This is a genomic window from Paenibacillus glycinis, from assembly GCF_009909185.1.
Classification (GTDB): domain Bacteria; phylum Bacillota; class Bacilli; order Paenibacillales; family Paenibacillaceae; genus Paenibacillus_Z; species Paenibacillus_Z glycinis.
Map to the genome: position 1 here is coordinate 419848 of NZ_JAAAMV010000002.1, position 24413 is coordinate 444260.

The following is a 24413-nucleotide window of genomic DNA, read 5'->3' on the forward strand; positions in this document are numbered from 1 at the left end:
AAATTGTAAGAGCCGTGCCAGTAGATGTCAATTCGGGGACGGCAGCAGTTCGTCGGCCGGCACGCCCTGCGGAAGAACGCCCTTGATCCGGTCCATGATTTCCCCGTCCGCGAGCTCGCGCCCGAAGATCGTCACGATCCCTTCGTCGTCGCGCTTGCGGATGAGACGGCCCAGTCCTTGACGCAACCGAAGGAGCATATGGGGCATGTCCACTTGCCGGAACGGATCGTCCGCCTCCCGGCGCTTGGCGGTAAAGACCGGATCGCCCGGAGGGAACGGCAGCGACCACATCAGCACGTGCGACAGCGACGGGCCGGGAATATCCAGTCCCTCCCATAACGTAACGGCGCATAGAACGCTGGCCTCGTCGTTCTGGAAGGACGCGATCAGATGACTGATCTCGGCCGTGCCTTCGAACAGGAAACGGAACTCCGCATAGCCCGGAATGTCCGCGATGTCGTCCCGGAAGCGCCGCAGCTCCTCCATGGACGGGAACAACAGGAGCGCCTTGCCCGCGGATTGTCTCAGGCGGTCGAGCGTCAGCCGCAGCTTCGCGTCCGGGTCGGACTCGCTCGAGAACGCGACCGACATCCGTTCCTCGTATTCGTAAGGCGACGCCACGGAGAAGGACAGCGCGTCGTCGATGCCGAGGCTGTCGGCGATGTAGCGGAACGAACCTTCGACCGACAGCGTCGCGGAAGAGAAGACGACCGGCATGCGCTGGGAGAAGACGCGCTCCTTCAGGACTTCCTTCACGAGCTTCGGCATGATGACGAGCGAGGTGCCGTCGCGGTCTTGCTCCACCCACGAGATCAGGCCTTCGGGCTGCTTGAACAACCGCAGCGCCAGCTGGATCATCTCGATATGCTCCTCCACGATCGTCAGCTGATACGCGTCGATCGTGAACATGCCGCTCTCGAAGACGAGCTCTTCCTCGATCGCGGACAGAAGAAGGCCGAACCGGTCCACCTCGCGCAGGAACGCTTTCGTGAGCGGCGCTTCCCGGCGGTCGGATGCTTCGACGGCGATGCTGCCGGCATCGAGCAGGGCGAACAGCTTCTCGCTCTGCTCGATGGCTTCTTCGATGGCCACGGCCAGCGTTTCCCGAATCTCGCCCTGCAGGAGGCGCGTAACGATGGACTCGAACACGCCGTGCTTCAGCTTGTAGGTCAATGCGCTTTGGGCGGCCGTCTCCAGCAGATGGCCTTCGTCGAAGACGACCGAGCTGTGCTCGGGCAGCAGCGGCAGCTGGCCTTCCCGCTTGCGCGCCTCGTACGTCCACACATGCTCCATATAGAAATCATGCGAGCAGATGATGATATCCGCCGCCTTGCGGTAATGCTCGCGCGATAGCGTCTGCCCGCAGCGGTGGCGCCTGCTGCAGACGAGGCAATCCTGGAACACGTCCCAGGAGATGGCATTCCACTGCTCGTCCGTCAGATTCGGGTAGTCTTTGCGATTGCCGTAGGGGTGAAACGCCTGCATCGTGCCCGGATTGTTCACGAAATCCGGCAGCGACGCATGCACGTCGCCGAACGCCTCCAGGTTGTCCAAGCCGCCCCGCGCATCGTCCAGCTTGTTCAAGCAGATGTACTGGTCCATCGATTTGCCCAATCTGGCATCGATCGTCAGGTCCAGATAGCGGGCAAGCTTCGCGATGTCGCCCTCCGGCTTCACCAGCTGCTCGATCAGCGATTCGTCCGCGCAGGCGATAATCGCGGGCTTGCGCGTGTAACGGGCGTAGTTGATGGCATACAGCAAATAGACGAACGTCTTGCCCGTGCCGACGCCGGCTTCGGCGAAAATCGTTCGTTTCTCGTTATACGCGCGCTCCAGCTGGAACGCCATGAAGATCTGCTCGTCGCGCAGCTCGAAGCCGGCTTCGGGCAGCCGTTCATAGAAAACATCCGCGATCCAGTCGCTTGCCTGCTGGATGAACGGCACTTTCGGATCGAATTCAAAAGGATACTTATTCAACGTCATGACAGCCTCCAATCAAGCCTCTATCATAGCATGCCGGCACAAGAAAAGGCTAACCCGAAATACGGATTAGCCATGGCGCCGGCAGCGTATTCGATCGCCGCAGCGGTTATTAGGAAACGACGTCGAAGCCTTGGTCTTCGATCGTCGATTTGATTTGGGCCATCGTGATCGCTTTCTCTTCGAAGTCGACCGTCACGCGGTTGCCCGGAAGATCGACCTTGGCGGATACGCCCTTCTTCTTCAGCGCGCCTTCGATGCTGTTCACGCAGTGCTGGCACGACATGCCTTTGACTTCAATAACGCTTGTCATTCGGATCATCTCCCCGATTGGAATTGGTGTGGCTGCTCGTCACGAACGAGCACGGTAACGCTGCAGGCGCAGCGCGCTTAATACGACCGAGACGGAGCTAAGCGCCATCGCGGCTCCGGCAACCCACGGCGCGAGGAGCCCCGCGGCGGCGATCGGAATGCCGATCGCGTTGTAGGCGAGCGCCCAGAACAGGTTCTGCTTGATGTTGGACATCGTCTTGCGGCTGATGGCCATCGCTTCGGCGATGCCGCCCAGATCGCCGCGCATGAGCGTGATATCCGCGGTCTCCATGGCGATATCGGTGCCGGTCCCCATGGCGATGCCGATGTCGGCGGCCGCAAGCGCCGGCGCGTCGTTGATGCCGTCTCCGACCATCGCGACTTTCCGCCCCGCCGCCTGCAGCTTCCTGACCTCGAGCGCTTTGCCTTCCGGCAGCACTTCGGCCATGGTATGCTCGATGCCGGCTTGCCGGGCCACGGCCAGCGCGGTCGCAGGATTATCCCCTGTTACCATCATAACCTGCAAGCCGAGCGCCTTCAATGCCGCGACCGCCGAACGCGAGGTCGGCTTGATCGTGTCCGCGACGGCGAGGAGCGCCGCGAAACGGCCGTTGACCGCCGCGAGCATGACCGTCTTGGCGTTCTCCTCGAGCGCCGCGAACCGCTGCAGTCGTTCGCCATCGAGGGCAACGCCCCGCTCCGTCAGAAACCGCCGCGTTCCGATGAGCAAGGTCTGCCCCTCGACGACGGCTTCGATGCCGAACCCCGGAACGGCCGAGAAACGCTGCGGCATGGCGGCCGGCGCCGTGCCCCGTTCGCGCAGCCCGGCGACGATCGCTTCGGCCAGCGGATGCTCGGAGCTGCTCTCCGCCGCCATGATCCAGCCGAGCAGCCGGCCGGCGTCGGGATTCGTTTGGAAAGCAGCATCGGAATTGGATAGCACGCGCGATTCGAACGTCGGATCGATCTCCACGTCGGTCAGGCGCGGTTTGCCTTCCGTCACCGTGCCCGTCTTGTCGAGCACGACGACATCGACGGCATGCGCCCGTTCCAGATGCTCGCCGCCCTTGAACAGGATGCCGAGCTCCGCCGCCCGGCCGGAGCCGGCCATGATCGAGGTCGGCGTCGCCAAGCCCAGCGCGCAAGGACAGGCGATGACCAGCACCGCGATGCCCGTGCGAAGGGCATCCGGAAAATCGCCGGGGCTGAACGCGAAGTACCAGAGCAGGAACGTCGCCGCCGCCAAACCGATGACGATCGGAACGAAGATGCCCGATATGACGTCCGCGATTCGCTGGATCGGCGCCTTCGAGCCCTGCGCCTCTTCGACGACGCGGATGATCTGCGCCAGGACGGAATCCCGTCCGACCTTGACGGCGCGAATCGTCAGCGCGCCCCGCCCGTTCATCGTGGCGCCGATCACTCGGTCGTCCTCGCTCTTCTCGACGGGCAAGCTTTCTCCCGTCAGCATGGATTCGTCGACGGAGGAGCTGCCGCCGATCACGGTCCCGTCCACGGGAATTTTCTCGCCCGGTTTCACGAGCACGACGTCGCCGACCAACACCTCTTCGAGGGGCAGCTTCAGCTCCCGTTCCCCGCGAACGACCGTGGCATCCTTGGCCTGCAAGCCCGCCAAGGCGCCGATCGCCTGCGAGGTGCGGCCCTTCGCGAGCGACTCCAGCAGCTTGCCGAGCAGCAGGAAGCTGATCAGCAACGCGCTCGTTTCATAATACAGTTCCAACCTATGCATGCCGTTTCCGATGGATGCCACCGTTTCGTAGAGGCTGTAGAAATACGCGGCCGAAGTGCCCATCGCGACCAGCACGTCCATGTTGGCGCTTCGGCTGCGCAGCGCCTTGTAGGCGCCGACGTAGAACGGGCCGCCGATCCAGAACTGCACCGGGGTCGCGAACGCAAGCTGCACCCAAGGATTCATCAGCCATTCCGGGAGCGTCAGGAAGGACAGAAACGCGAAATGGCTGACCATGGCAACCAGCAGCGGGACCGACAACGCGGCGGATATATAGAAACGCAAGCGCAGCCGCCGCAGCTCGGCGGATTTTCCGGGACGGACGGACTCCTGCCGAACCTCCGCCTTGTAACCGAGCGTGTCGATCCGGTCCATAAACGCGCCCGGACCGGTCAGGTCCACGTCGTACTCGACGCGGGCGGTCTCCATCGTCAGATTGACGGCTGCGTTCGCGACGCCTTCCATGCGGCTAAGCCCCTTCTCGATCCGGGATGCGCAAGCGGCGCAAGTCATGCCGGTGATCTGAAGGGTCGTGGTTTGTTTCGTCATCTGCCTCTGCTCCTATCTCCGCCATATACCTCCACGGGGTATCTCTTCCAAAATCATCATAACATACCCCATAGGGGTATCGCAAGAGATAAAAAAAAGACCTCGCAGCATGATTTCGCTGCCGGCCGCCTCGTTATTTGATCAGTTTGTTCATCGTTACCATCAGTTCCTTCACGACCTCGTTGTCGCCCTGCTGGATGCGGTCGATGACGCAGCTGTTCATATGATGCTCCAATAACAGCTTTCCTACGCTGTTAAGCGCCGATTGCGCCGCCGCGATCTGATTCAGCACGTCGTCGCAGTACGTATCCTTCTCGATCAGCCCTTTGACGCCGCGGATCTGGCCTTCGATGCGGTTCAGGCGGGAGACCAGGTTGTTCTTCGTTTCCTCGCTGTGGTAGCTTTTGCGGTGCGCCTCATGGCCTTCCCGGGCGCCGAGGGATTCCGACGTACCGTCGTGGCAAGCTTGATCCATCCCCTCACCCTCCTTCTTTTCCTCACTATATCATACCAGAGGGGGGTATACAATCCGCTGCCGTCAGCCTTGATACAGGAAGACGGCGGCCAGCACGAAGATGCCGAGCCCGAATGCGTACGGATGAAGCAGCACCGAGCCTGCCCCCGCGCCGTTCTTGTTCTCCGCCGCGTTCGGCTGGGCCGCCTCTTCCTTGATCAACTGCTGCAGGACGAGATGTATAAATAGAAACAACACGTCGACGAACAACACCATCATCGCCGCGTTCTTGCCCAGCATGACGCCCAGCATCGCGCCCATCATGCCGCCCATGATGCCCGCGAGCATGCCGTCGAGCGCCGCCATGGTGCTGACGGGCTTCCCGGCGAGATAACCGGACAACACGCCGAGCAGCACCGCGCCGGCCGTCGGAACGGCCAGGTCCTGCGGAAACAGAAGACCCGCGATCGTGCCCGCCGCGAGGCTCTGCATCATCCCGATCGTCATGGCGATCATCATGCCGGCCATGCAGCTGATCGCCGCGCGGCGCCGATAGGCATAAAGGATCGATTTGCCGGACAATCCGGTCACCGCGGCGAGGCTCGCCAGATAGAACACCGTCATGATTTCTAGCCCCTTTTACCCCGTATTTATGGAACGTATTCATAAAGCGCTGTCAATATGCGTTTTATGAGGAATTTCTAATCGAATTCTCATAGAACGCATGAAAGCCTTATCAGGCATGTATTCAAAAGGTTGCAAGCAAATGTTGGCAAAAAATCTTGTGGTATAGTGGAACTAGGTTAAACGGCCTACTACTTTCGATACCGTCATTAGCGGCGGCGAGCAAGATGATTTCATTTCATGCGAATGCTACAACAACTTGGGGGGAACTGACATGATGAAACACAAGTTCGGCAAATTGATGATGAGCGTTACGGTAAGCTTTTCTTTGTTAATGGGAGGCACTGCGGTACTGCAAGCGCAACCGGCGCACGCAGCGATTTCTTCTTCGAAGGCTTCGTCCATCATCTCTTCCGCTAAACACTATCTGGGTACGCCTTACAAATTCGGCGCTTCGACTTCGACGACACGCTATTTCGATTGCTCTTCGTTCACGAAGAAAGTTTTCGGCATGCACGGCGTTTCGCTTCCGCGCGAGTCCGAGGACCAGGCGAAAAAAGGCAAGGCCGTCAGCAAAAGCAACCTGAAACCTGGCGATCTCGTATTTTTCTATAAACCCGTTCATCATGTCGGCATTTATATCGGCGGCGGCAAAATGATCCACACGTACGGCAGCCCGGGCGTCATGATCAGCACGATCAACTCCGGCTGGTGGAAAGACCACTACGCTTTCGCGCGCCGCGTATAGCCAGGCGGTTGGCTACGGATTTCATTCGCAATTAGACAAAGGAGCATCGTTCCCGAGGGAACGATGCTCCTCAGATTGTAGAGAAACCCACGTTTTTCAAAACAGTGAGTTTCTCTTTTTAGATTTCGGTTCAATTTTAGGGCTTCGTAGGGTGAATTCCCCCTACGAAGCCCTCCTTTCTAGATGGAGGGCAATCTTCTTCATGTTCTGTACAGCGGCGGTCATAAGCGCCTGTTCCATCACGTTCTGCACCCCCCGCAAACGGCAATAGCGAAACCCATGGAGCTCTTTAGCATCCGCGAAGCTTCGCTCAATCGTTTCTTTTCGTTTTCGGTATAGCTTTTTGCCCGACTTGCTCAGGCGGTTTAATCGTACTTGCTCTTTGCTGTCCTCCCAGACGTGCCTGGTGACAATTTTTCGTTTGTTGCGGGAGCGCGTACACTTCTCCAGCATCGGGCAGGACGCGCATTGTTTCGGATCCGAAGCATAATGCCGGTATCCTTCACGGTCTGTCGTTCGGTAGGGCAACTCTTGTTGTTGCGGACATACGTATACGTTCCGCTCTGCATCATAGGTGAACTTCCACTTGGGGAATAGTCCTTGTGTTGGTTGAAATCTGCGGTGTGCAATGACGCCGAAGATGTTGCGGTCTTCAAGTCCCTTACAAATAGGCGTTGCCATATAACCAGAATCAAGGGCAACGGCTTCTACTGCAAAACCAAATCGGTTACGTTGGCGGTCCAAGCGTGAGAGATACGGCACGGAATCATGCACATTGCCTGCGGTGACGAAGACATCGGTAATGAGGTTGTGCTTTGCATCGACGGTGCGGTGATCGAGATAGAAGAAACCTTCCGGCTTGCCTTCTCGGAACATATATCCGCTGTCCGGGTCCGTTGTGCTGACCTTCACTTCTTTGTCTTCATTCACCTCCTCTCGTGGTTTAAGGGCTTTTTTCCTTGCGCTTTGCGGTCAACCTCGACAGCGGCGTTCAACTCATCCAAATAGTCGCGGGTGTTCTGCTGAACCTGCTCTTTAGTGAATTTGTGTTTATTCGCATTGGCTTTCACGTGCGTGGAATCGGAAATGAGCACACGACCGCCAACCATTCGATGCGAGATGGCCTGCAGCACAATTTCATCGAAAATATCTTGGAAGACCGAGGTATCTTTGAAACGCGTACGACGGTTCCAACTGATCGTGGTGTGGTCTGGTACTCGGTCAGTTAACCCAAGTCCTAGAAACCAGCGGTAGGCCAAGTTCGTCTGAACTTCGCGTTCAAGTTGACGTTCGGAACGAATGCCATAGAAATAACCTAAAAAGATCATTTTGAAGAGAACAAGGGGATCGATAGCTGGACGTCCGTTGTCTTGCGAATAGAGATGGCGAACCTTTTCATCGATAAAGGTGAAATCAATATACTTATCGATCTTGCGGAGCATGTGATCCGCAGGCACCAAATCTTCAATGGAAACCAATTCATAATTCTGCTGTTTCTCTTTATTCGACCGTAGCATAGCAGCACCATCCGTTCATATATGTTATCTATATTATAACATATTAACGCGGTGTCGTGCTAAACTAAATAGACAAAGTGAAGGCTGCCGAGACTTTCTCGACAGCCTGAGGAGCATCGTTCCCGAGGGAACGATGCTCCTTTTTACGTTGACCTGCATGGCGTTAACTGCATTACATTGACCTGCATTCTGTTGACCTGCATTCCGTTAGTATGCGCATCCCCCGGCGGCAGCCTACGCATCGGGAGACTTCGCCCCTCTTCTCGCCGCTTTCCTGCGCCGGTACAGCAGTCCCGCGCCTGGGAAGCGAACGAAAAAGCGGGGGCGATCCACGCCGGCCAGCTGCGCGCCGTAAATGCCCGCATGACCGGAAAACATATAACTCACCAGACTCGCGGCGAGCATGTAGCCGGCGCCGTGCAGGCCGAACAGCTCCAGCCCGAGCACGAAACAAGCCGCGGGGGCATTGGCCGCCCCGCTGAATACGCCGATCAGGCCGAGTCCCGCCAAGAACGGGATCCCGAGATGAAGCAGCGGCGCCAGCGCGTTGCCGAGCGCGGCTCCGATGACGAAGAGCGGCGTCACTTCCCCGCCCATATAACCGCTGCCGAGCGTGATGACCGTAAAGACGGCCTTCCCTAGAAACGCGAACGCGGACAACGGCGCTTCAAATGCCTGGACAAGCAGCGGAAGGCCAAGTCCAAGGTAATCGCGCGTGCCGACGGCATAGACCAGCCCGATGACGATAAAGCCGCCGATGACGCTTCTCCAAGCCGCATGCGAGACGATCTCGGCCATGCCGCGCTTGACGTATTGAATCCCGAGCGTGAACAACAGGCTCGTCAAACCGAACGCGACCGACGCGGCCAGCACCTTCAACAGCACGAGCAGCGTGAATGGCGGCATGTCGCCCATCGCATAGTGCAGATGACGAATGCCCCACGCGCGCGTCACGTAATCGCCGGCGAAGGCCGCGATCGCGCAGGGCGCGATCATCCTCGGCGACACCCATCTTCCCATCGTCACCGCTTCGAGCGCGAACACCGTGCCGGCCAGCGGCGTTCCGAACACGGAGGCAAAGCCTCCGCTGACGCCGCACATGAGCAGCATGCGACGATCGCCGCCGTTCGCCCTCGCGAGCCGGCCGAACGCGTCCGCCAGGCTTCCGCCCATCTGCACCGCCGTGCCTTCCCTGCCGGCGGACCCGCCGAACAAGTGCGTCGCCCACGTGCCGAGCAGCACGAGCGGGGCCATGACGGCAGGCACGCGCTCGTAGCGTTCGCCCGGTTCGTCGCCGTGCCGAATCTGTTCCACGATCAAATTATTGCCTTTGCCGGCATTGCCGCCGTACTTGGCGTAAACCGAGCTGACAAACGCGCCCGCGAACGGCAGCAGCCACAGCAGCCACGGATGCGCGAGCCGCGTATCCGTCGCCGCGTCCAACCCCGCCAGAAATATCGCGGAAGCCGTGCCCGTCAACCCGCCCATGACGGCGCCGTAGACGATCCAACGTATGATTTTGCCGATGCTCTTGTCGCTGATATTTCCGATGCTCATCCCCGTAACCCGTAACGGCTGCCCGTCCATCCGTTCCTTCTTCGTTTTTCTCTATGATAGCGGGCTTTGGCGCATAATGGCAACATTCTTGACGCAGGAAGTATAAAAGGCATGCCAAAACGCCCATCCTAGACGAAGGACGGAGGTGAGCATACCATGGCGAAAGACGTGCTTTGCGAAGTCAATTCCTGCAAATTTTGGGCAGCCGGCAACAACTGCAATGCTTCCTCGATCTATGTCGTGAACAATCGGGGCAAACAAGCGCATAACTCCGAAGAAACGGACTGCAAAACATTCGAACCGAAAATTTAACCGACGCAGCGGGCCGCCTTTGCCTAGAAGGCGGCCCGTCGTCCGTCTATCCCGTAGTATAGCCAATGGTGATAATAATTATCAGTGAGAATGAAAATTCGTTTTTTCTTCGTTATTGAAGCCCCGAGACGTCCGCGTCCTGTTCCGTCAGCCGAAGCTGCTGCGTCGCGAACTCCTTGTACATGGGATGGTTCGCCAGCAACTCCTCGTGCGTGCCTTTGCCCGTCAACCGCCCCTTCTCCATGAATACGATCTGGTCCGCGTCCACGACGGTCGACAAACGGTGCGCGATGACGAGGGTCGTCCTGCCGGCCATCAGGTTCTTGAGCGCTTCCTGCACGACGACCTCCGACCGGCTGTCCAAGCTCGACGTCGCTTCGTCCAGCATCAGGATCTTCGGATCGCGCAGCAGCGCTCTCGCGATCGCGATCCGCTGGCGCTGGCCGCCGGAGAGCTTGATCCCGCGTTCGCCCACCTCCGTGTCGTACCCGTTCGGCAGCTCGCTGATGAAAATATGGGCATACGCCATTTCCGCGGCGCGGACCAGCTCCTCTTGCGTCACCTCGTGATCGATGCCGTAACAGATATTCTCCCGGATCGTGCCCGCGATCAGCGGACTCTCCTGCGACACATAGCCGATCTGCCTGCGCCAGGATGCCAAGGCGAAGCCGTCGATGCCGTCGGATCCGAGCTTGATGGTGCCGCCGGTCGGCTCGTAATAGCGCTCCAGCAGCGAGAACAGCGTCGTTTTGCCGCCGCCGCTCGGGCCGACGATCGCCGATACCGTACCCGGCGCCACCTCGAAGGTCAGCTCCCGAAGCACCGGCTCGCCGTCGCCGTAGCCGAAGCTTAGGTTTTCGATACGAATGGCTTGCTCGGCTTTATCGACCTGCCGGCCTTTCTGATGATCTTCTTCCGGCGCGTCGAGAATGTGAATGATCCGTTCGGTCGCGCCGACCGTTTTCTTGAACTGGGTGAAGAACGTGGAGATCTGCGACATCGGCATGACGATTTGGATCAGATACAAGATGAACGCGACCAGCTCGCCGGCCGTCAAGGCGCCGGACGATACCCGCATGCCCCCGTAGCCCACGATGACGACGAGCAGCATCATCATGACGAAGAACATCAACGGCGCGATCATCGCCTGAATCTTGGCCTCCTTGCGTCCGAAGCGGAACAAGCTCGAGATCCCCTTCTCCCCGGCTTCGTACTCGCGCGGCTCCGCGTTCATCGATTTCACCAGCCGAATCTCCGAGAGCACCTGCGTCAACGTCGTCGTAAACGATGCCGTCTCCGTCTGCAGCCCCTTGGATACGAGGTACATTTGCCGGCCGAGCGGCACCATGAACAGCGCCGCGATCGGAATGACCCCCAGCATGACCGCCGTCATCTGCCAGTCCATGTAGAACAAGACGACGACCGAACCGATGACGGAGATGATGCCGGTGAGAAAACCGGTGAAGTTCTCGGCGATCAGCTGCTTCACGACGCCGGTGTCGTTCGTCATCCGGCTGATGGTTTCCCCGGTCCGGTTATTGTCGTAATACGATACCGGAAGCCTTAAGAGCTTCCGCCATAATTGATCGCGCAGATTGGCGACCACGCGCTGGCCGGAGACGTTCAGCATGTACATCGACACCCCGCTGACGACGGCCTGCAGGATGAAGCAGCCTCCGAATACGGCGATTTGCCCGAAGCTGAGGCTGCTGACGTCGAAGCCGTCCACGAGCTTCTTCGTGAACAGCGGGATAATCAGGGAGATCAGCGTGCCCGCAAGGCTCATCAAGACCGCCGTCACGATAAGGCCCACGGACGGCTTCGTGCGCTTGAGCAGCCTCAGGAACAGCCGCCAGCTTCCTTTCGTTTCCTTGCTTTCGTGTTGCGTCATGGTGCGCGTTGCTTCCATAATGTCCATTCCTTCCTATTCGTGCATAGGTCGTTCTCGTTCGGCCTGCCGATTAAATCAAGCATAACAACGAATTTTGAACGGAGCATGAACGGCTCGGGACGGCAGGCGGTTGAAGCGATCGAGGGCATCACCATTATCGCCGTTTCTTCTATGAAATCGACCATCGCCATGCTTGCGCTCAGCTCCGGCCTGTCCCTGCTTCTGAAGCTGAAGGACAGCCGAAGCGTCATCCTGCCGATGACGGCGCTGATCATCTTCATGTCCTTCACCTTGTTCTCGACCGAGATGGACGCCGTCGTCTTCTGGACGCTCGTCTGGCCGGCCGTCACGACGAGCGGCACCGCCGTGCTGGTCGCCGCGGCCGTCGTCGCGCCGTGCCGTCGAATCGTTCCTAGCGGTCACGAATTAAAGCCTGCATGTTCCGCGCGCGGCGTGTACAATAGAGAAGAACGAACCGTAAGCGCTTGCTTGGGGTTCCGCGCGCATCATACCCTTTCATGTAGGAGGATTCACCAGACATGGCATTCATTCAGTGCGATTTCTACTCCGATGTTCTTGGCTTGTCCAGCTCGATGTACGTCATTCTTCCCCAAAACGCGCAGTCCCAGATCGGCATGGAATCGAGAGCGGCGCAAAAGAAACACAAGACGCTGTTCCTGCTTCACGGCCTGTCCGACGATCATACGATCTGGCTGAGACGCACCTCCATCGAGCGGTACGCCGCGCCGCTCGGTCTTGCCGTCGTCATGCCCGCGGCCGGCCGCAGCTTCTACTCGAACATGGCCAGCGGAGGGGACTACTGGACGTTCGTCAGCGAGGAGCTTCCGGCGCTGGCCCGCTCCTTCTTCCCGCTGTCGGACCGGCGGGAAGACAACTTCGTCGCCGGCTTGTCGATGGGCGGCTACGGCGCGTTCAAGCTGGCGCTCAACAAACCGGAGCAGTACGCCGCGGCCGCGAGCTTGTCCGGCGCGCTCGACGTCTCTCCGTTCGAAGAGCGGGCGCCCGAAGATTTCAAACGGATCTACGGCACGGCCGCCGTGGCGGAAGCGCTCCCGAACAATCTGTTTCTGGCCGCGCAAGAGCTCAAGGCATCCTGCCGGCCGATTCCGGAGCTCTACCAATACTGCGGAACCGAGGATTTCCTGTACGAGGACAACCTTAAGTTCCGCAGGCATGCGGAGCAGCTCGGTTTGCCGCTCACCTATACCGAAGGCTCCGGAGATCACAGCTGGGCGTATTGGGATGCTTACATTCAACGCGTGCTGGAATGGCTCCCGCTCGGCGACTAGACCTGCGCGGTCTCCGGCGTCGTGTCCGCGCACGAAGCTCGCGATCCGATTCAGGAACGTGACGTGAACGAGGCAATTTGCGAGCCGCTAGAGACTGGAGCTTATCTCGTTGAGAGCGGCAAGAGACTGGAGCTTTTCTGATTACGAGCGATATGAGCCTGGGGCGATTGGAGTCTGAGGCGATCCGTATCGCGATCGATGCTAGTCAGAAGCAGCGGAGGCGCGTGCCATGCGAGCGAGTTATCCGCGGCGACGCAAGTCGCAAGCGGTTCGTGTCGAGCGTCGCACGTTCGCGAACGAATGCCTAGCCACGAATAAAGCCGCAGGTGCGGGGCCGCCTTACGCCCCCGCTCCCGCGGCTTTCGCTTACCCTTGGAGCAGAATCGGCGAAACCGCGACGCCAGACGGAAAACTGCCCGTCGGCAGAATCGCGATCGGCAGCTGGCTCGCGACTTCGATCACGGCGACATAGCCGAACGTCAGGATCGTCACGTAAATCTTGAGTCCGTCCGCGGTGACCGCGATATCGCTGGCGTTGCTGCCCTTGGGCAGCTCGATCTTGGTCAGAATTTCGTTCCGGGACAGATTGATCGCCACGATCTCGTCGGTTCCCCGGCAGGCCGCGTACGCAAGCGCGCCGTCGGGCGTCACGATCACCTGCTGCGGATCGCTTCCTTCATCGAGCATGACCGTCGCGGCCAAGACGTGATTGGAAGCATGGATGCAATAGATGCGATCATGATGGACGTCGGCCGCATAGATGCGTTCCCCGTCCGGCGCGACCGCCACGGCGGACGGCTTGGCGCCGGCGGGCAGTTTGATGGTCGCGGACACCGTCAGCGAGCCGACGTCGATGACGGCGATGGCGCCGCGGTTGATCAGGCAGCAGTATACCCGCTTCCCGTCCGGCGAGACCGCGAGCGACGCGGGATCGCTGCCCGGCGGGAACGGAATGAGCTTGATCAGCGATCTCGCGTCGGTGTCGAAGGCGGCGACGTAATCCTGAATGATCGTCGACACGTACGCCCTGGCGCCGACGGGCGAGATCGCGACCGCAAACGGCACCGCATTCACCGGAAAGGTCAATTCGCCGCTCACTTCATGGGTAAGCGTATCGATGATCTTGACGGTTTTGTCCCCTTGGCAGGTCACGTACACTTCGCGTCCGTCCGGCGTGAAGTCGAGCGTGCGCGGGCTGCTTCCCGCCGGAAAGTTGATGGTGGCCACTCTAGCGTTGGTGTCGGTTTGAATGACCGTGAGCGAATGCTGGGTATGGTTGGCGATATAGGCATGCAACAGCTCATCCGTTCCCGACGGAAGCGGCTCCAGGACATGCTGCTCGATGACGTTCCCCGATTCGTCCAGTTCGGCAAGCGAGGCCCCGATCTCGCCCGCCGCGAGACCGCTGACCGTCACGCGGACGCCGTAGACGGTCAGCAGCTTGACCTCGCGGGTCACGGCATACATGCTGCGCGCGCGGCCGGACGGACTCAGCTTCACGTTCGCCAGCGATTCCGTCTGCATCGTGCCGTAGCCCGTTTCATGCGGGCCCGCTCCTTCTAAGTTTCCCGATATCGAAGCCGTGTACAATTGAACGGCTGCTCTTGCCGGCTGCCTGCCCCGATTCATGACGCTGATGCTCAAACTTGCCGTACGCCGCTTCTCCCGATTAAACAACAGTCCCGTGTCCAATACCGGCAAAGGTAGACGCCTCCTCTACTCTTCCATTCCTCTATCTTATGAATGAATCGCGCGAATGGAGCGAGGCATTCTCCCAGCTCGGATCGATAGATTGCATGCCCGGCGCAAAAAAAAGAGGCATCCCCGATTCGGTTCGGGAATGCCTGTCGTCCTGATCAGCCCTGCGGCCCGTCGGCCAGCAGCGTCCGGATCTCATCGAGCCGGGCGATCATCGATTTCAGCTCGATCGCGAGAAAATCCTCGTCGGCCTTGTGAAACGCCTCGCGGAGCCGCTCGAGCTGCGCGGATGTTTCGGGCAGCAGCTTATAGGCTTCGTCGGCATGCTGATAATACGGATGTACGGAAGTGCTGGACTCGTTCACGGTCGTCTTCTCTCCTTGCTGCGTATCGGATGGCTCTACTCTATCATTCCGATGCGAAGGCTGTAAAGGACGTCAGCTGCCCCGGTAGGTGCTGTAGCCGTAAGGCGCCACGAGCAGGGGCACGTGATAATGCTTGCCGGGGTCCGTCACGACGAAACGGATCGGTACGATATCCAGAAACGCCCGGTCGCCGAAATACCCGCCGACGTCGAACCTTAGTTCATAGACGCCCGCGCGCAGCTCCCCGTCCGAGAGCAGCGGGCGGTCCACGCGTCCGTCGCCGTTCGTCGTCGCCTCCGCCGCCAGCCTCGGTTCCGTTCCTTCCGCGGAAAACGCCAGGAGCCGAAGCTGCATCCCGGCGGCCGGCATGCCGCGAGAGGTATCCAGCACATGCGTCGTCAGCTTCCCGCCCCCGCTCATGGTTGCGCGACGCCCTTGGCCGACGGCCGATGGAGCCCGTCCGCGTCGAACGCGAACTGCGGATCGGTCAGGTCCGCCCTCGTCATCGCGAAGCCCTGGAATCCGAACGGCGGCCTCGGCTCCGTGAAGACGGAAGCGCCCGTGACCGGATCCCGGTCCACGATCGTCTCCCACGTCCGGTTATTGGATTCGAACCGCACCTCCGCGAGCTGCGGGAAACGGTCCAGCATATGCAGGCCGATGCGCGTGATCAGATATTGGATCGACGGCGATTCGTACGCATGGAAGGCCTGCTGCGCCAGATCGCGAACCTGCTCGGCCGGCGCGTAGCGTCCGCGCGAGCCGTCCCACGCGTCTTCCGGATCTTCGTAGCGCCATTGGATGTTGAGGAAAATGAACAGCGGCCGGTCGAAAGATTCGGGCAGCGTCGTGTATTCGTCGCGAACGAAGCCGTGGAAGGAGCTTCCGCTTACTTTGATGAGCTGCAGATCCGACAATCCGCTCCACTGCTCGACGACGCCGGCTCCCTCCGCCGCGCGCCGCAGCTCCATCGCGGCATGCGCATGGTCGTTATGGGAACGGCGATAGACGAGGCCGCTCTCCCGCGGCCCTTCGTCCCCCCGAACGGACAACGATTGAAACGGGATCCGGTCTCCCCGGACCTCGATGGCGGAGATATGCGCGTATTTCGCGAAGAAAGCCTCGCCGATGTAGGCGAGAAAACCTTCCGTCGTGCTGCCTTCGTATGTTGCCGCATGGCGCAAAATGAAATTTTTCATGGAGTCGGTGGCGACGACCTGCGCGTTGTCCCCTTCGCTGAACGAGGTCATGAGCGACTCGCCGCTGACGGCGAACGTGATGTTATGCGCGAAAATCACGTTGGCGTCGCCCGTAAACGCCGACTCCGGAATGGCCGGTACCTCGAGCGGGGCCGCGTACGTACGGTATGTCAGCACGTCGCCTTTCCCGTAATATAACGTGCGTCCGTTTCTCAATCGCAGCATGCCGTCATCCCCTTCGCCGTTATTCTTCGATTTGGTCGCGCAGGCGCAGTTCCGCGATGCGCCGAATCTCGAGCAGCGCCTGCTTCCTTTCCTGCTCCCCGTCATGCTCCAGACGTTCGGCCATCGCGGCCAGAATGTCGTTCTTCGTCTTGCCTCTTACGGCGATGATGAACGGAAAACCGTGCTTCGCCAGATACGAAGCGTTCAGCGCCGCGAACCGGTCGTACTCTTCCGCGGACAAGGCATCGAGGCCAACCGACTGCTGTTCCTCCGCGGAATGCGCCGTCATGCTCGCCCGCGATGCCAGATCGGGATGAGCCCGCAGCAGCGCGACGATCCGCTCTTCCGGAGCTTCCAGCACGGCCGTCATCATCGCTTCGTGCAGCTCGTGCCGAGAATGGAACGGCCGCCGCTCCCATACCCGCTCCGCGACCCAAGGCGAATGCTCGAAGATCGCGCCGAGCTGGCCGATAAACCGTTCGCGGCTGAGCGTGTTCAGCTGCCAGAGTTGGATGCTCATACCCAATACCCCGCATGCGCGGACGCCGCTTCCGCTTCGAGTTCCGGGAACGGGCCGATCACCTCGATCGGCTTGCGGCCCGCGGCGAACACGTCCCTGCACGGCAATTGCAGGGTCAGATTGCGCGCGTCGCCGCCGGTCAAACCGACGAGCTTCTCTTCCGCCATCGCATAGACGACCGTGCCGACGTTGCCCCAATAGATCGCGCCTGCGCACATCGCGCACGGTTCCGTGGACGTATACATCGTATACGTCCACAGCTCTTCCTTCGAGTAACGTTTCGACGCCTCGACCATTAACGCCGTTTCCGCGTGACCGGTGCAGTTGCGCGCCGTCACCTCGATGTTGCCCTGCTCCAGCACGACGGTCCCCTCGGCGTCCACGAGAATGGCGCCGAACGGCGTGTTGCCGGCGGTTCTGGCCATCCTCGATACCTCGATGCTTCTGCGCAAGTAGCCGATATGCCTTTCCCGTTCGTTCACGGCCGTTCCCTCCTTTGGTCAATGGCGCGCCGGACGGCGCGGATATTGCCGACTTAGCCTGTTCGGCGATACAGATCGCCGGACGACGCGCGGATTCGAATGTTCCATGTGCAGGCTCGCGAGCCGGCTGAATTCGCGCATGCGGACGGGCTCGAATGCGTAAATAACGCACGCAAGGCAGCAGCGCGGATTTTATTTCGCGCGCGCCTGCACTTGCGACCAGATCAGCCTCGCCTTATTCAGCTGCTCCTTGGTGTCGATATCGACGAACGACCATTCGGCCGCATAGCGAACGACCTTCCCGCGATGCTCGGGCGATTGCAGGATGCCGCGCGCCCCCGCGTCTCCTTCTAGCCGGCACAGCCGGCCGAACAAGGATTTGTTGAAAATAACGGGCGGCGCCGGGAAATCGCCGTACCCGCTGGCGACGAAATCCACCGTCGGGTTCTCCCGGAAGACGGAGACCAGACGCTTCAATTGCGAAGCGGATATGAACGGCTGGTCGGCAAGCGCGATCAATACCGCGTCCGGCTCCTCGGGCAGAATCGCCTCCATGCCGTGCCGGATGGAACGCGACATGCCTTCATGGGCGTCCTTGCACGGGGAGATGCGGAACTTCGACAGCTCGCCGAAGCCGTCCGACTTGTCGATCAGCCAGAGAAGCGTATCCTCCGGCCGCACGACGACGACGATCGGCCGGAAGCCGCAGCGCCTCAGCTCCAGCAGTCCGCGGCTCCCCACCGTTATGCCCGGCGCAAGCTCCATCGAAAGCTTCGCTTCTCCCATGCGACGGCTGTTGCCGGCCGCCAAGTATACCGCTCCGATTCTCATAAGCCACCATCCTTTCCTTCGCCCGGCCGACGCGGCGTACCGCACGGCAACGAGCAGCTGAGCAGTACCGGGCAGGATGCCGATCCGATCATGATACTTATTATGTAATATTATATTACATCAATTAGCGCAAGTGAACGATTGTGTCACTTATATGTAATGTATAATTACATGCATAACAAAAATCCTTCCTGCCATTGCCCGAACCCGGACGGCAAGAAGGATTTTGGTCGTTGCGCGCTGTCGATTACTGCATCAAATTCCGTGACGCCGGCTGCGTGCTTCCGCCCGCCGGCATCGCGCCTTGGACCTGCGCCATGGCTTGATGAATCTTCTGCTGGCACAGCTGGATTTGGCGCTTTTGCGCATCCATCTGCATTTGCAGCTGGTTTTCCGCCAATTTCAATTCGTTCTCCACGCCGTACAGCACTTGCACGATCGACTGGATGTGCTGCGAATTCTGATCCAGCCCGGCGCTTCGAAGCGCTTCTTTGGCGCGCTGCTGTTCCTGTTCCTGCCGCAGCTTCACCTGTTCTTGAAATTGCTCGTACGATAACTGCTGGCTATCGGCCCATTGGCCCGACATATCGTTATTCATGGACTTACCCCCCTAGGTGTGCATCTTCCCCCTTAGCATGCCACGTCCATGGATAAATATGTATGCCGCAGCTCCAGCTACGGCCTCGGTTGCCCAAGCTGCGCGGCAACGGCCCGCAGCTCTTCGTCGGACAGCTTGCCGCCGCCGTAACGAACCCGCTGATAGTGCTCCACCAGCGCTTCGGCCGCGGCCGAGGGCAAGGCTTCGCGCGCCTGTCCATTGCCCATGAGCTCGCGCTGTATTTCCCGCGGCGTCATGTGCGGCCGGTGCGCGAACCCCTTCTTGACGGCATTGCCGATCCAGCGCCTGTAGAGATACCGGATGCGGGATTCGTTGTCCGTCAGGTCCTTCCATTTGAGACGCTCTTCCTTGTTCCGGCCGAACATTTTGCGAAAGGACCGTTCGGATTTGTTGATTCGCTCGACCTCGTCCACGTAACCGCGGGCCAAGTCGCCTTTGTCCCGGTCGAACAGCTTCAGGAAGCGCAGGCGCAGTCCGTTCAGCCAGCCCGGCAGCCGGTTGACGCGACGCAATATCAAATACAACAGCACGAGGGCTATCGCGATGACGATGCCGTACATGATGTAGTCGACCCAAGCCGGCAGCGTTTTCGTCTTGCCGTCCGGCGGAAGGAAGTCGGGCGGCGGTTGTACGTCCTGCGTCTGCGGCGGCGGCTGGTCGCCGGATCCGCTGAACAGCTTGGACAACCAGGCCTTCAGCCTGTTCCCGGCCTCGCCCAGCAGCGCCTGCAGCTGGTAGGACAACGCGATCAGCACGGTAACCCCGATCGCGACGCCTACGAACAACCGGTTGTTGCGTCTGACGGAAGGCTCCACCATCGGCTTCTCGGCGCCGGACAGCGTTTCGCGGCTCACCATACCGCGATTGGTCAGGTAAAGCGCCGCGAACAACGTCGCGAGGCCCGCGAAGAGGTAGAGCAGCCTGTATTCGTCGAACGTATCGTTGAAGCTCTGCACGATGGAACCGACGAAGTACAGGAACACGCCGACGATATAATCCTGCGTCGTCAGCCGGACCGCGAGCGGCATGCCCGGCAGCCGGCTGCCGCGGTATGCGGCGCATAACACCAGCGCCGTAGCGATGATGCTCCCCGGCGCGAGTCCGAGCACCGGTATGCCGGCTGCCGCAGCAACGAGCAGTGCAAGCAGGATTTTCGGGAACGGATGCCTGAATTTGAACAGCGCGTTGATCCCGTAACCGATCCAGTACGCGACGAGCAGCAGGAGCGCGACGAGGACGAGCGGAGCCGATCCCGGCGGCTTCAGGACGAACGCGCCCAGCATGACCGGGAAAAATAGCATCAGCTCCAGCAGGCTGGCAAGAAAGAGTCTGCCGCTTAAGCGGCGAAGCATGGCCGTCATCCCGCAACCGCCTCCCTCTCCGCAATCGGCAGCCAATCGACCGCGTGGCCTTCCTTCCTCAGCTTCGCGACCATCTCGTGAATATCCTCGCTCATGAAAGCGGAAACGATCACGATGTCGCTGCGTTCGCTCCATTCCGGCGCCATCTGCTCGAGCATCGTATGAAACGGCAGCGTGCGGACGATGACGAGCTTCGCCAGCAAGCCGAACAGATAGGTCAAGTGCTCGCTTCCGCTTCCGCGCTCCGCGACCATGACCCGGTCCGGCTCGTCCAGCGAATGGCCATTGCAGGCGAAAGCGGTTTCAAGCCCCTGTTCCGTCGCCATCTGGAGAATGCCGGCCGCCAGCCGGATGCCCTGTTCGACGACTGCCGTATCGTTGACGGCATGCCACATGCCGGCGTGATCCTCGATGTTTAGCAGGACGATCAAGCGGAAATCCGCGGTGTAATCGCGGCGGTGAACCTGCAGGTCGCCCGTGCGCGCCGTGGCGTTCCAATTGATCGTCTTGAGCGAATCGCCGGGCCTGTACGCCCTGACGCCGCTGATCGCGAACGGATCCTCGACGATCCATCTTCGCACGGCGATGTCGCCCTGCCAGCTGCGGGACGGCAGCTGGATCAGCTCGCGGTCGGCAGGCAGCGGATAGACGAGCAGCTCGACCTGCAGCGGTTCGGATCGCCAGGTGCTGAACAAGCCGAACAAATCCCCGAACGTCAGCGAGGCGCTCGTGATCCGGTAACAGCCGCGCTGCGCGGCTTGGACGGCATGCCTGCGCGTCAGCCGCTTATTGCCCCGCAAGCTGAACAAGCTCTTGTGATTCTGCATGAACTGCCCGTTGCTGACGTCGAAGTTGGCGTCGCTCCGGAAATGCAGTCCCGTGTGCAGGACCGACTCCACGCGCAGCCAAGGGACGGGTAGCAGCTTGCCGTTGGCGAGCCGCTCGATCATCTCGATGTCGTCGCCTTCGAAGCAGGTCGCGACGCTGAACGATCGCGAATAGCTCACCTTGCGCATGCCGAAGTACCGGAACAGATAACGCTGCAGCACGATTACGATGACGGCGCTTAATATGTACCAATGTATGCCCATTCGAAGCCTCCCTTCCGCGGCATGCGTTAAGCTCGGCTGATGAGCGGCGCGTCCGCGGGCACCGGGATCGATGCCAGGATGCCGCCGATGACGTTCTCGGCGGCGTCCGCGCGCATCCGCTGCACGCTGCGCAGCGCGATCCGGTGCGCCAGGACCGGCACCGCCATCGCTTTCACGTCGTCGGGCAGCACATGGTCCCTGCCCTGGATCGCCGCCCTGGCCTGGCAGGCGCGGAGCAGCGCCTGGCTGCTGCGCGGACTCGCGCCAAGCGCCGCGTCCGGATGCTTGCGCGTCGCTTCCACGATCGCCAGCATATAGCCGAGCAGCTCTTCGGTCACCCGCACGGACGTATACTGCCCCTTGGCTTCCTCGATCTGCGCGGTAGTCACGACGGGAGCCAGCTGCTCCAAGGGGCTGTCCGCCATGAATCGCTTCATGATCGCGATGCCCTCGTCCGTCGTCGGATAGCCCATTTTCAGCTTGAACAGGAAACGGTCGAGCTGCGCTTCCGGCAGCGGAAACGTGCCCTGCTGCTCGATCGGGTTCTGCGTCGCGATGACGAGAAACGGCCGGCCGAGCAGGTGGGTCTCGCCGTCGATGCTCACTTGGCGCTCCTCCATGCATTCCAGCAGACTGGATTGCGTGCGCGGGGTGGCGCGGTTGATCTCGTCGGCCAAGACGATATTGGCGAACAGCGGACCGGGCCGGAACTCGAATTCCGCCAGCTTCTGATTGTAGAAATGGATGCCCGTCAGATCGGACGGCAGCAGATCCGGCGTGAATTGAATGCGTTTGAACTCGCCGTCGATCGATTTCGCCACCGCTTTCGCGAGCAGCGTTTTCCCCGTTCCGGGCACGTCTTCGAGCAGGACGTGTCCGGAGGCCAAAATAGCGATGATCAATTGATCCACGATGTCTTCCTTGCCCACGATGACTTTCCCGACGTTAGCGCGGATCGCGTTGGCCGTTTGCGCGATAGTTCCTACGTTCATCTCGCTGTGCTCCTCTCGTTTCCCAGTGAAATGGAAGTGCTTTCTTTAGTAGTATACCTCCAATTCCGGCGAGGGGCCATCCTTTTGGCGCGTTTATCGGACGGGCCGGAGCTCCGCGATGCCGTGCATGTACGGCCTGAGGGCGGGAGGCAAGCGGACCGAGCCGTCCTCGCGCTGATGGTTTTCGAGCAGCGGGATGAGAATGCGGGGGCTCGCAACCATCGTGTTGTTCAACGTATACGCGTGCCGCAGCCGCCCGTCTCCGTCCCGATAGCGAATATTCGAGCGCCTGGCCTGAAAATCGAGCAGCAGCGACGCCGAATGCGTCTCGCCGAAGCCGTCCCGGCTCGGCATCCAGGTCTCGATGTCGTACTGCTTGTAATTTTTCTGCGACAGATCGCCGCCGCAGACGGCCACGACGCGGTAAGGCAACTCGAGCAGCCGCAGCAGCTCCTCGCTGTTGGCCGTCAGCCGTTCCAGCCAGGCTAGGCCTTCCGCCAGCTCCGCCCGGCAAATGACGACCTGCTCCACCTTCGCGAACTGATGGACGCGATACAAGCCGTGAACGTCCCTGCCGGCCGAGCCGACCTCGCTCCGGTAGCAGGCGCTGACCGCCCCGAGCAGCTTCGGCGCGGCCAAATCCACGATCTCGCCGCCGTAATACGAGACGAGCGGCACTTCCGACGTCCCGGCGAGCCACTTGTCCTCGCCTTGGATCGCGTAGCTCTGGTCGCGGCCGCCGGGAAAATGGCCGGTCGCGATCAACGTCCCTTCCTTCACCAGCACCGGCACGTCCAGCAAGTCGAAGCCTTTGCGCAGCAGCAGGTCGAGCGCCAGCTGCTGCACGGCGCGGTGCAGCAGGAGCCCGCCGTTCTTCAGCACGTACTGCCGGGCGCCGCCGATTTTGACGCCGCGCGCGATATCGACGATCGCCAGCGATTCGCCGAGCTCTACGTGGCTGCGCGGCTCGAAGCCGAATGCCGGAAGCTCGCCGGCCCGACGCATCTCCACGTTATCGCGGTCGCTCGCGCCGTCCGGCGTGTCGGGCGAGATGACGTTCGGCACCTGCAGCATCAGCACGTCGTACAAGCGCTCCGTCTGGCGGAACCGCTCCTCCAGCTCCTTCAGCTTCGCAAGCTCCGAAGCGGCTGCCTTTTTCGCCCGCTCCGCCTCGTCGCCGCGTCCTTCGCGCAGCAGCCCCTGAATCGCTTTCGAGCTGCGGTTGCGCTCCGCGCGCAGCGTCTCCGTCGCCCGCTGCAGCTCCCGCCGCCGGTCGTCGACCGCCAGCAGCTCCCCGATCGAGAGCGCGATGCCCTTCCGATCCGCCGCTTGCTGAATCTCTTCCGCCCGTTCCCTGATAAACCCGATGTCCAACATGGTCAACACTCCCGTATCCGTCATTTCGGGGCCAAAAAAAACGCGTTCCCGCCCCATTGCCATGGGACGAAGAACGCGTTCGCGGTGCCACCCAAATTAGTCGATCCAGGATCGACCCTCTCGGTTCCGCGGATAACGGCGCGGTGCCGGACTGCTTGGCGGAATGCGGACTCGCCGCATTCCGTACGCAACGCCTCCGAGTTGGAATCTCATCATCGGCCTGTTTGCTTATTGCGAGGAGTATAACAAAAACAGCCGCCTTTGCGCAAGAGGCAGCTGTCCGGTTAAGCGGATGAATTTAAAGAACGGAAGAAATCAGCTCGTTATCCAGCACTTCGCGCTCGAATTGTTCCACGTAGCTGGACATGCAGTTGCAGTAGTAATCTCTTCTGCAGATCGGGCAAGGCACGGTCAGCAGGCGATTGACGCCGATCAGCTTCCAGTCCGGATTTTTCGTGAAAATAAGGCGACACTGCGTATTATCGGACATCGTCACGACGAAATGATATAGACCTGCTGCCGGATTCACATCAGCCGCTGCAAAATCTTTAAATTTGATGTTGAATTTCATAATCGATCTCCTGTTTTTGTAGATTTGAAAATTCCTTGTAAGCTTATATAATTTGAGGCTGAATGTCAATTCATTTAT

25 protein-coding genes are annotated in these 24413 nt (G+C 60.3%); 3 read left to right on the forward strand and 22 right to left on the reverse strand.

The features are described from left to right. Positions 1-27: 27 nt before the first annotated feature. From GT019_RS05940 to GT019_RS05960, 5 genes are all read right to left on the reverse strand, one after another. Positions 28-1977, reverse strand: a complete 1950-nt coding sequence (locus GT019_RS05940; RefSeq protein ID WP_161742152.1) for an ATP-dependent DNA helicase — start codon at positions 1975-1977, stop codon at positions 28-30. 115 nt (positions 1978-2092) lie between these two features. Beyond that, on the reverse strand, positions 2093-2293 hold the full coding sequence (locus GT019_RS05945) for a cation transporter (RefSeq protein ID WP_161741825.1): 201 nt from the start codon (positions 2291-2293) through the stop codon (positions 2093-2095). 39 nt (positions 2294-2332) lie between these two features. Continuing rightward, positions 2333-4591 carry a heavy metal translocating P-type ATPase gene (locus tag GT019_RS05950; RefSeq protein WP_161741827.1) on the reverse strand — a complete coding sequence of 753 codons (2259 nt, stop codon included), beginning with the start codon at positions 4589-4591 and terminating at the stop codon, positions 2333-2335. A 133-nt stretch (positions 4592-4724) separates the two neighbouring features. After that, positions 4725-5066 carry a metal-sensitive transcriptional regulator gene (locus GT019_RS05955; protein ID WP_161741834.1) on the reverse strand — a complete coding sequence of 114 codons (342 nt, stop codon included), beginning with the start codon at positions 5064-5066 and terminating at the stop codon, positions 4725-4727. Between the two features lie 63 nt (positions 5067-5129). After that, positions 5130-5669 carry a hypothetical protein gene (locus GT019_RS05960; RefSeq protein ID WP_161741836.1) on the reverse strand — a complete coding sequence of 180 codons (540 nt, stop codon included), beginning with the start codon at positions 5667-5669 and terminating at the stop codon, positions 5130-5132. 277 nt (positions 5670-5946) lie between these two features. Between GT019_RS05960 and GT019_RS05965 the strand changes: the two genes are divergently transcribed. Then, entirely contained in the window at positions 5947-6417 is a 471-nt protein-coding gene (locus GT019_RS05965; protein WP_407945065.1) for a C40 family peptidase, read from the forward strand. Between the two features lie 162 nt (positions 6418-6579). Here GT019_RS05965 and GT019_RS05970 read toward each other — a convergent pair. Together GT019_RS05970 and GT019_RS05975 are read right to left on the reverse strand one after the other, a co-directional pair. After that, positions 6580-7934, reverse strand: a protein-coding gene (locus GT019_RS05970; protein ID WP_161741840.1) for an IS1182 family transposase whose coding sequence is annotated in 2 segments (ribosomal slippage) — positions 6580-7364 and positions 7364-7934 — 1356 coding nt in all. Because the reading frame shifts where the segments join, the coding sequence is not laid out codon by codon here. Positions 7935-8168: 234 nt separating this feature from the next. Then, positions 8169-9491 carry a chloride channel protein gene (locus GT019_RS05975; protein ID WP_161741842.1) on the reverse strand — a complete coding sequence of 441 codons (1323 nt, stop codon included), beginning with the start codon at positions 9489-9491 and terminating at the stop codon, positions 8169-8171. A 156-nt stretch (positions 9492-9647) separates the two neighbouring features. Between GT019_RS05975 and GT019_RS05980 the strand changes: the two genes are divergently transcribed. Continuing rightward, the gene (locus tag GT019_RS05980) at positions 9648-9803 is read left to right on the forward strand and encodes a DUF1540 domain-containing protein (RefSeq protein WP_161741843.1); all 156 of its coding nucleotides are present in this window, start codon (positions 9648-9650) and stop codon (positions 9801-9803) included. A 112-nt stretch (positions 9804-9915) separates the two neighbouring features. Here GT019_RS05980 and GT019_RS05985 read toward each other — a convergent pair whose 3' ends face one another. Continuing rightward, positions 9916-11694 carry an ABC transporter ATP-binding protein gene (locus tag GT019_RS05985; protein ID WP_161741845.1) on the reverse strand — a complete coding sequence of 593 codons (1779 nt, stop codon included), beginning with the start codon at positions 11692-11694 and terminating at the stop codon, positions 9916-9918. After that, positions 11691-12056, reverse strand: a complete 366-nt coding sequence (locus GT019_RS05990) for a hypothetical protein (protein ID WP_161741846.1) — start codon at positions 12054-12056, stop codon at positions 11691-11693. The genes GT019_RS05985 and GT019_RS05990 overlap by 4 nt, the downstream gene beginning before the upstream one ends. Positions 12057-12233: 177 nt before the next feature. Here GT019_RS05990 and GT019_RS05995 point away from each other — a divergent pair, with 177 nt between their 5' ends. Then, positions 12234-13004 (forward strand): alpha/beta hydrolase, encoded by a 771-nt coding sequence (locus tag GT019_RS05995; RefSeq protein ID WP_161741848.1) that lies wholly within the window; start codon positions 12234-12236, stop codon positions 13002-13004. A gap of 366 nt (positions 13005-13370) precedes the next feature. Here GT019_RS05995 and GT019_RS06000 read toward each other — a convergent pair whose 3' ends face one another. The 13 genes from GT019_RS06000 to GT019_RS06060 form a co-directional block, all read right to left on the reverse strand. Then, entirely contained in the window at positions 13371-14705 is a 1335-nt protein-coding gene (locus tag GT019_RS06000) for a beta-propeller fold lactonase family protein (RefSeq protein ID WP_161741850.1), read from the reverse strand. A gap of 155 nt (positions 14706-14860) precedes the next feature. Continuing rightward, a complete protein-coding gene (locus GT019_RS06005; RefSeq protein ID WP_161741852.1) occupies positions 14861-15067 on the reverse strand; it encodes a hypothetical protein in 207 nt (68 codons plus the stop codon). A gap of 72 nt (positions 15068-15139) precedes the next feature. Continuing rightward, positions 15140-15487, reverse strand: a complete 348-nt coding sequence (gene uraH, locus GT019_RS06010) for a hydroxyisourate hydrolase (protein ID WP_161741859.1) — start codon at positions 15485-15487, stop codon at positions 15140-15142. Continuing rightward, positions 15484-16491 carry a factor-independent urate hydroxylase gene (pucL, locus tag GT019_RS06015; protein ID WP_161741861.1) on the reverse strand — a complete coding sequence of 336 codons (1008 nt, stop codon included), beginning with the start codon at positions 16489-16491 and terminating at the stop codon, positions 15484-15486. Before pucL ends, uraH begins: the two co-directional genes overlap by 4 nt. Before the next feature lie 19 nt (positions 16492-16510). After that, on the reverse strand, positions 16511-17011 hold the full coding sequence (gene uraD, locus GT019_RS06020) for a 2-oxo-4-hydroxy-4-carboxy-5-ureidoimidazoline decarboxylase (protein ID WP_201755253.1): 501 nt from the start codon (positions 17009-17011) through the stop codon (positions 16511-16513). Beyond that, positions 17008-17493: a nucleoside deaminase gene (locus tag GT019_RS06025; RefSeq protein ID WP_161741863.1), complete on the reverse strand. Its 486-nt coding sequence runs from the start codon at positions 17491-17493 to the stop codon at positions 17008-17010. The genes uraD and GT019_RS06025 overlap by 4 nt, the downstream gene beginning before the upstream one ends. 192 nt (positions 17494-17685) lie before the next feature. Further along, positions 17686-18324 (reverse strand): nucleotidyltransferase family protein, encoded by a 639-nt coding sequence (locus GT019_RS06030; protein ID WP_161741865.1) that lies wholly within the window; start codon positions 18322-18324, stop codon positions 17686-17688. 247 nt (positions 18325-18571) lie between these two features. Next, positions 18572-18922 carry a hypothetical protein gene (locus tag GT019_RS06035; protein WP_161741867.1) on the reverse strand — a complete coding sequence of 117 codons (351 nt, stop codon included), beginning with the start codon at positions 18920-18922 and terminating at the stop codon, positions 18572-18574. 77 nt (positions 18923-18999) lie between these two features. Then, entirely contained in the window at positions 19000-20304 is a 1305-nt protein-coding gene (locus GT019_RS06040; protein ID WP_161741869.1) for a DUF4129 domain-containing protein, read from the reverse strand. Next, entirely contained in the window at positions 20301-21395 is a 1095-nt protein-coding gene (locus GT019_RS06045) for a DUF58 domain-containing protein (protein ID WP_161741871.1), read from the reverse strand. The genes GT019_RS06040 and GT019_RS06045 overlap by 4 nt, the downstream gene beginning before the upstream one ends. A 26-nt stretch (positions 21396-21421) precedes the next feature. Next, on the reverse strand, positions 21422-22387 hold the full coding sequence (locus GT019_RS06050; protein WP_161741873.1) for an AAA family ATPase: 966 nt from the start codon (positions 22385-22387) through the stop codon (positions 21422-21424). 93 nt (positions 22388-22480) lie between these two features. Then, entirely contained in the window at positions 22481-23764 is a 1284-nt protein-coding gene (gene serS / locus GT019_RS06055; protein WP_161741875.1) for a serine--tRNA ligase, read from the reverse strand. 298 nt (positions 23765-24062) lie between these two features. Then, the gene (locus GT019_RS06060) at positions 24063-24335 is read right to left on the reverse strand and encodes a hypothetical protein (protein ID WP_161741877.1); all 273 of its coding nucleotides are present in this window, start codon (positions 24333-24335) and stop codon (positions 24063-24065) included. Positions 24336-24413: the final 78 nt, after the last annotated feature.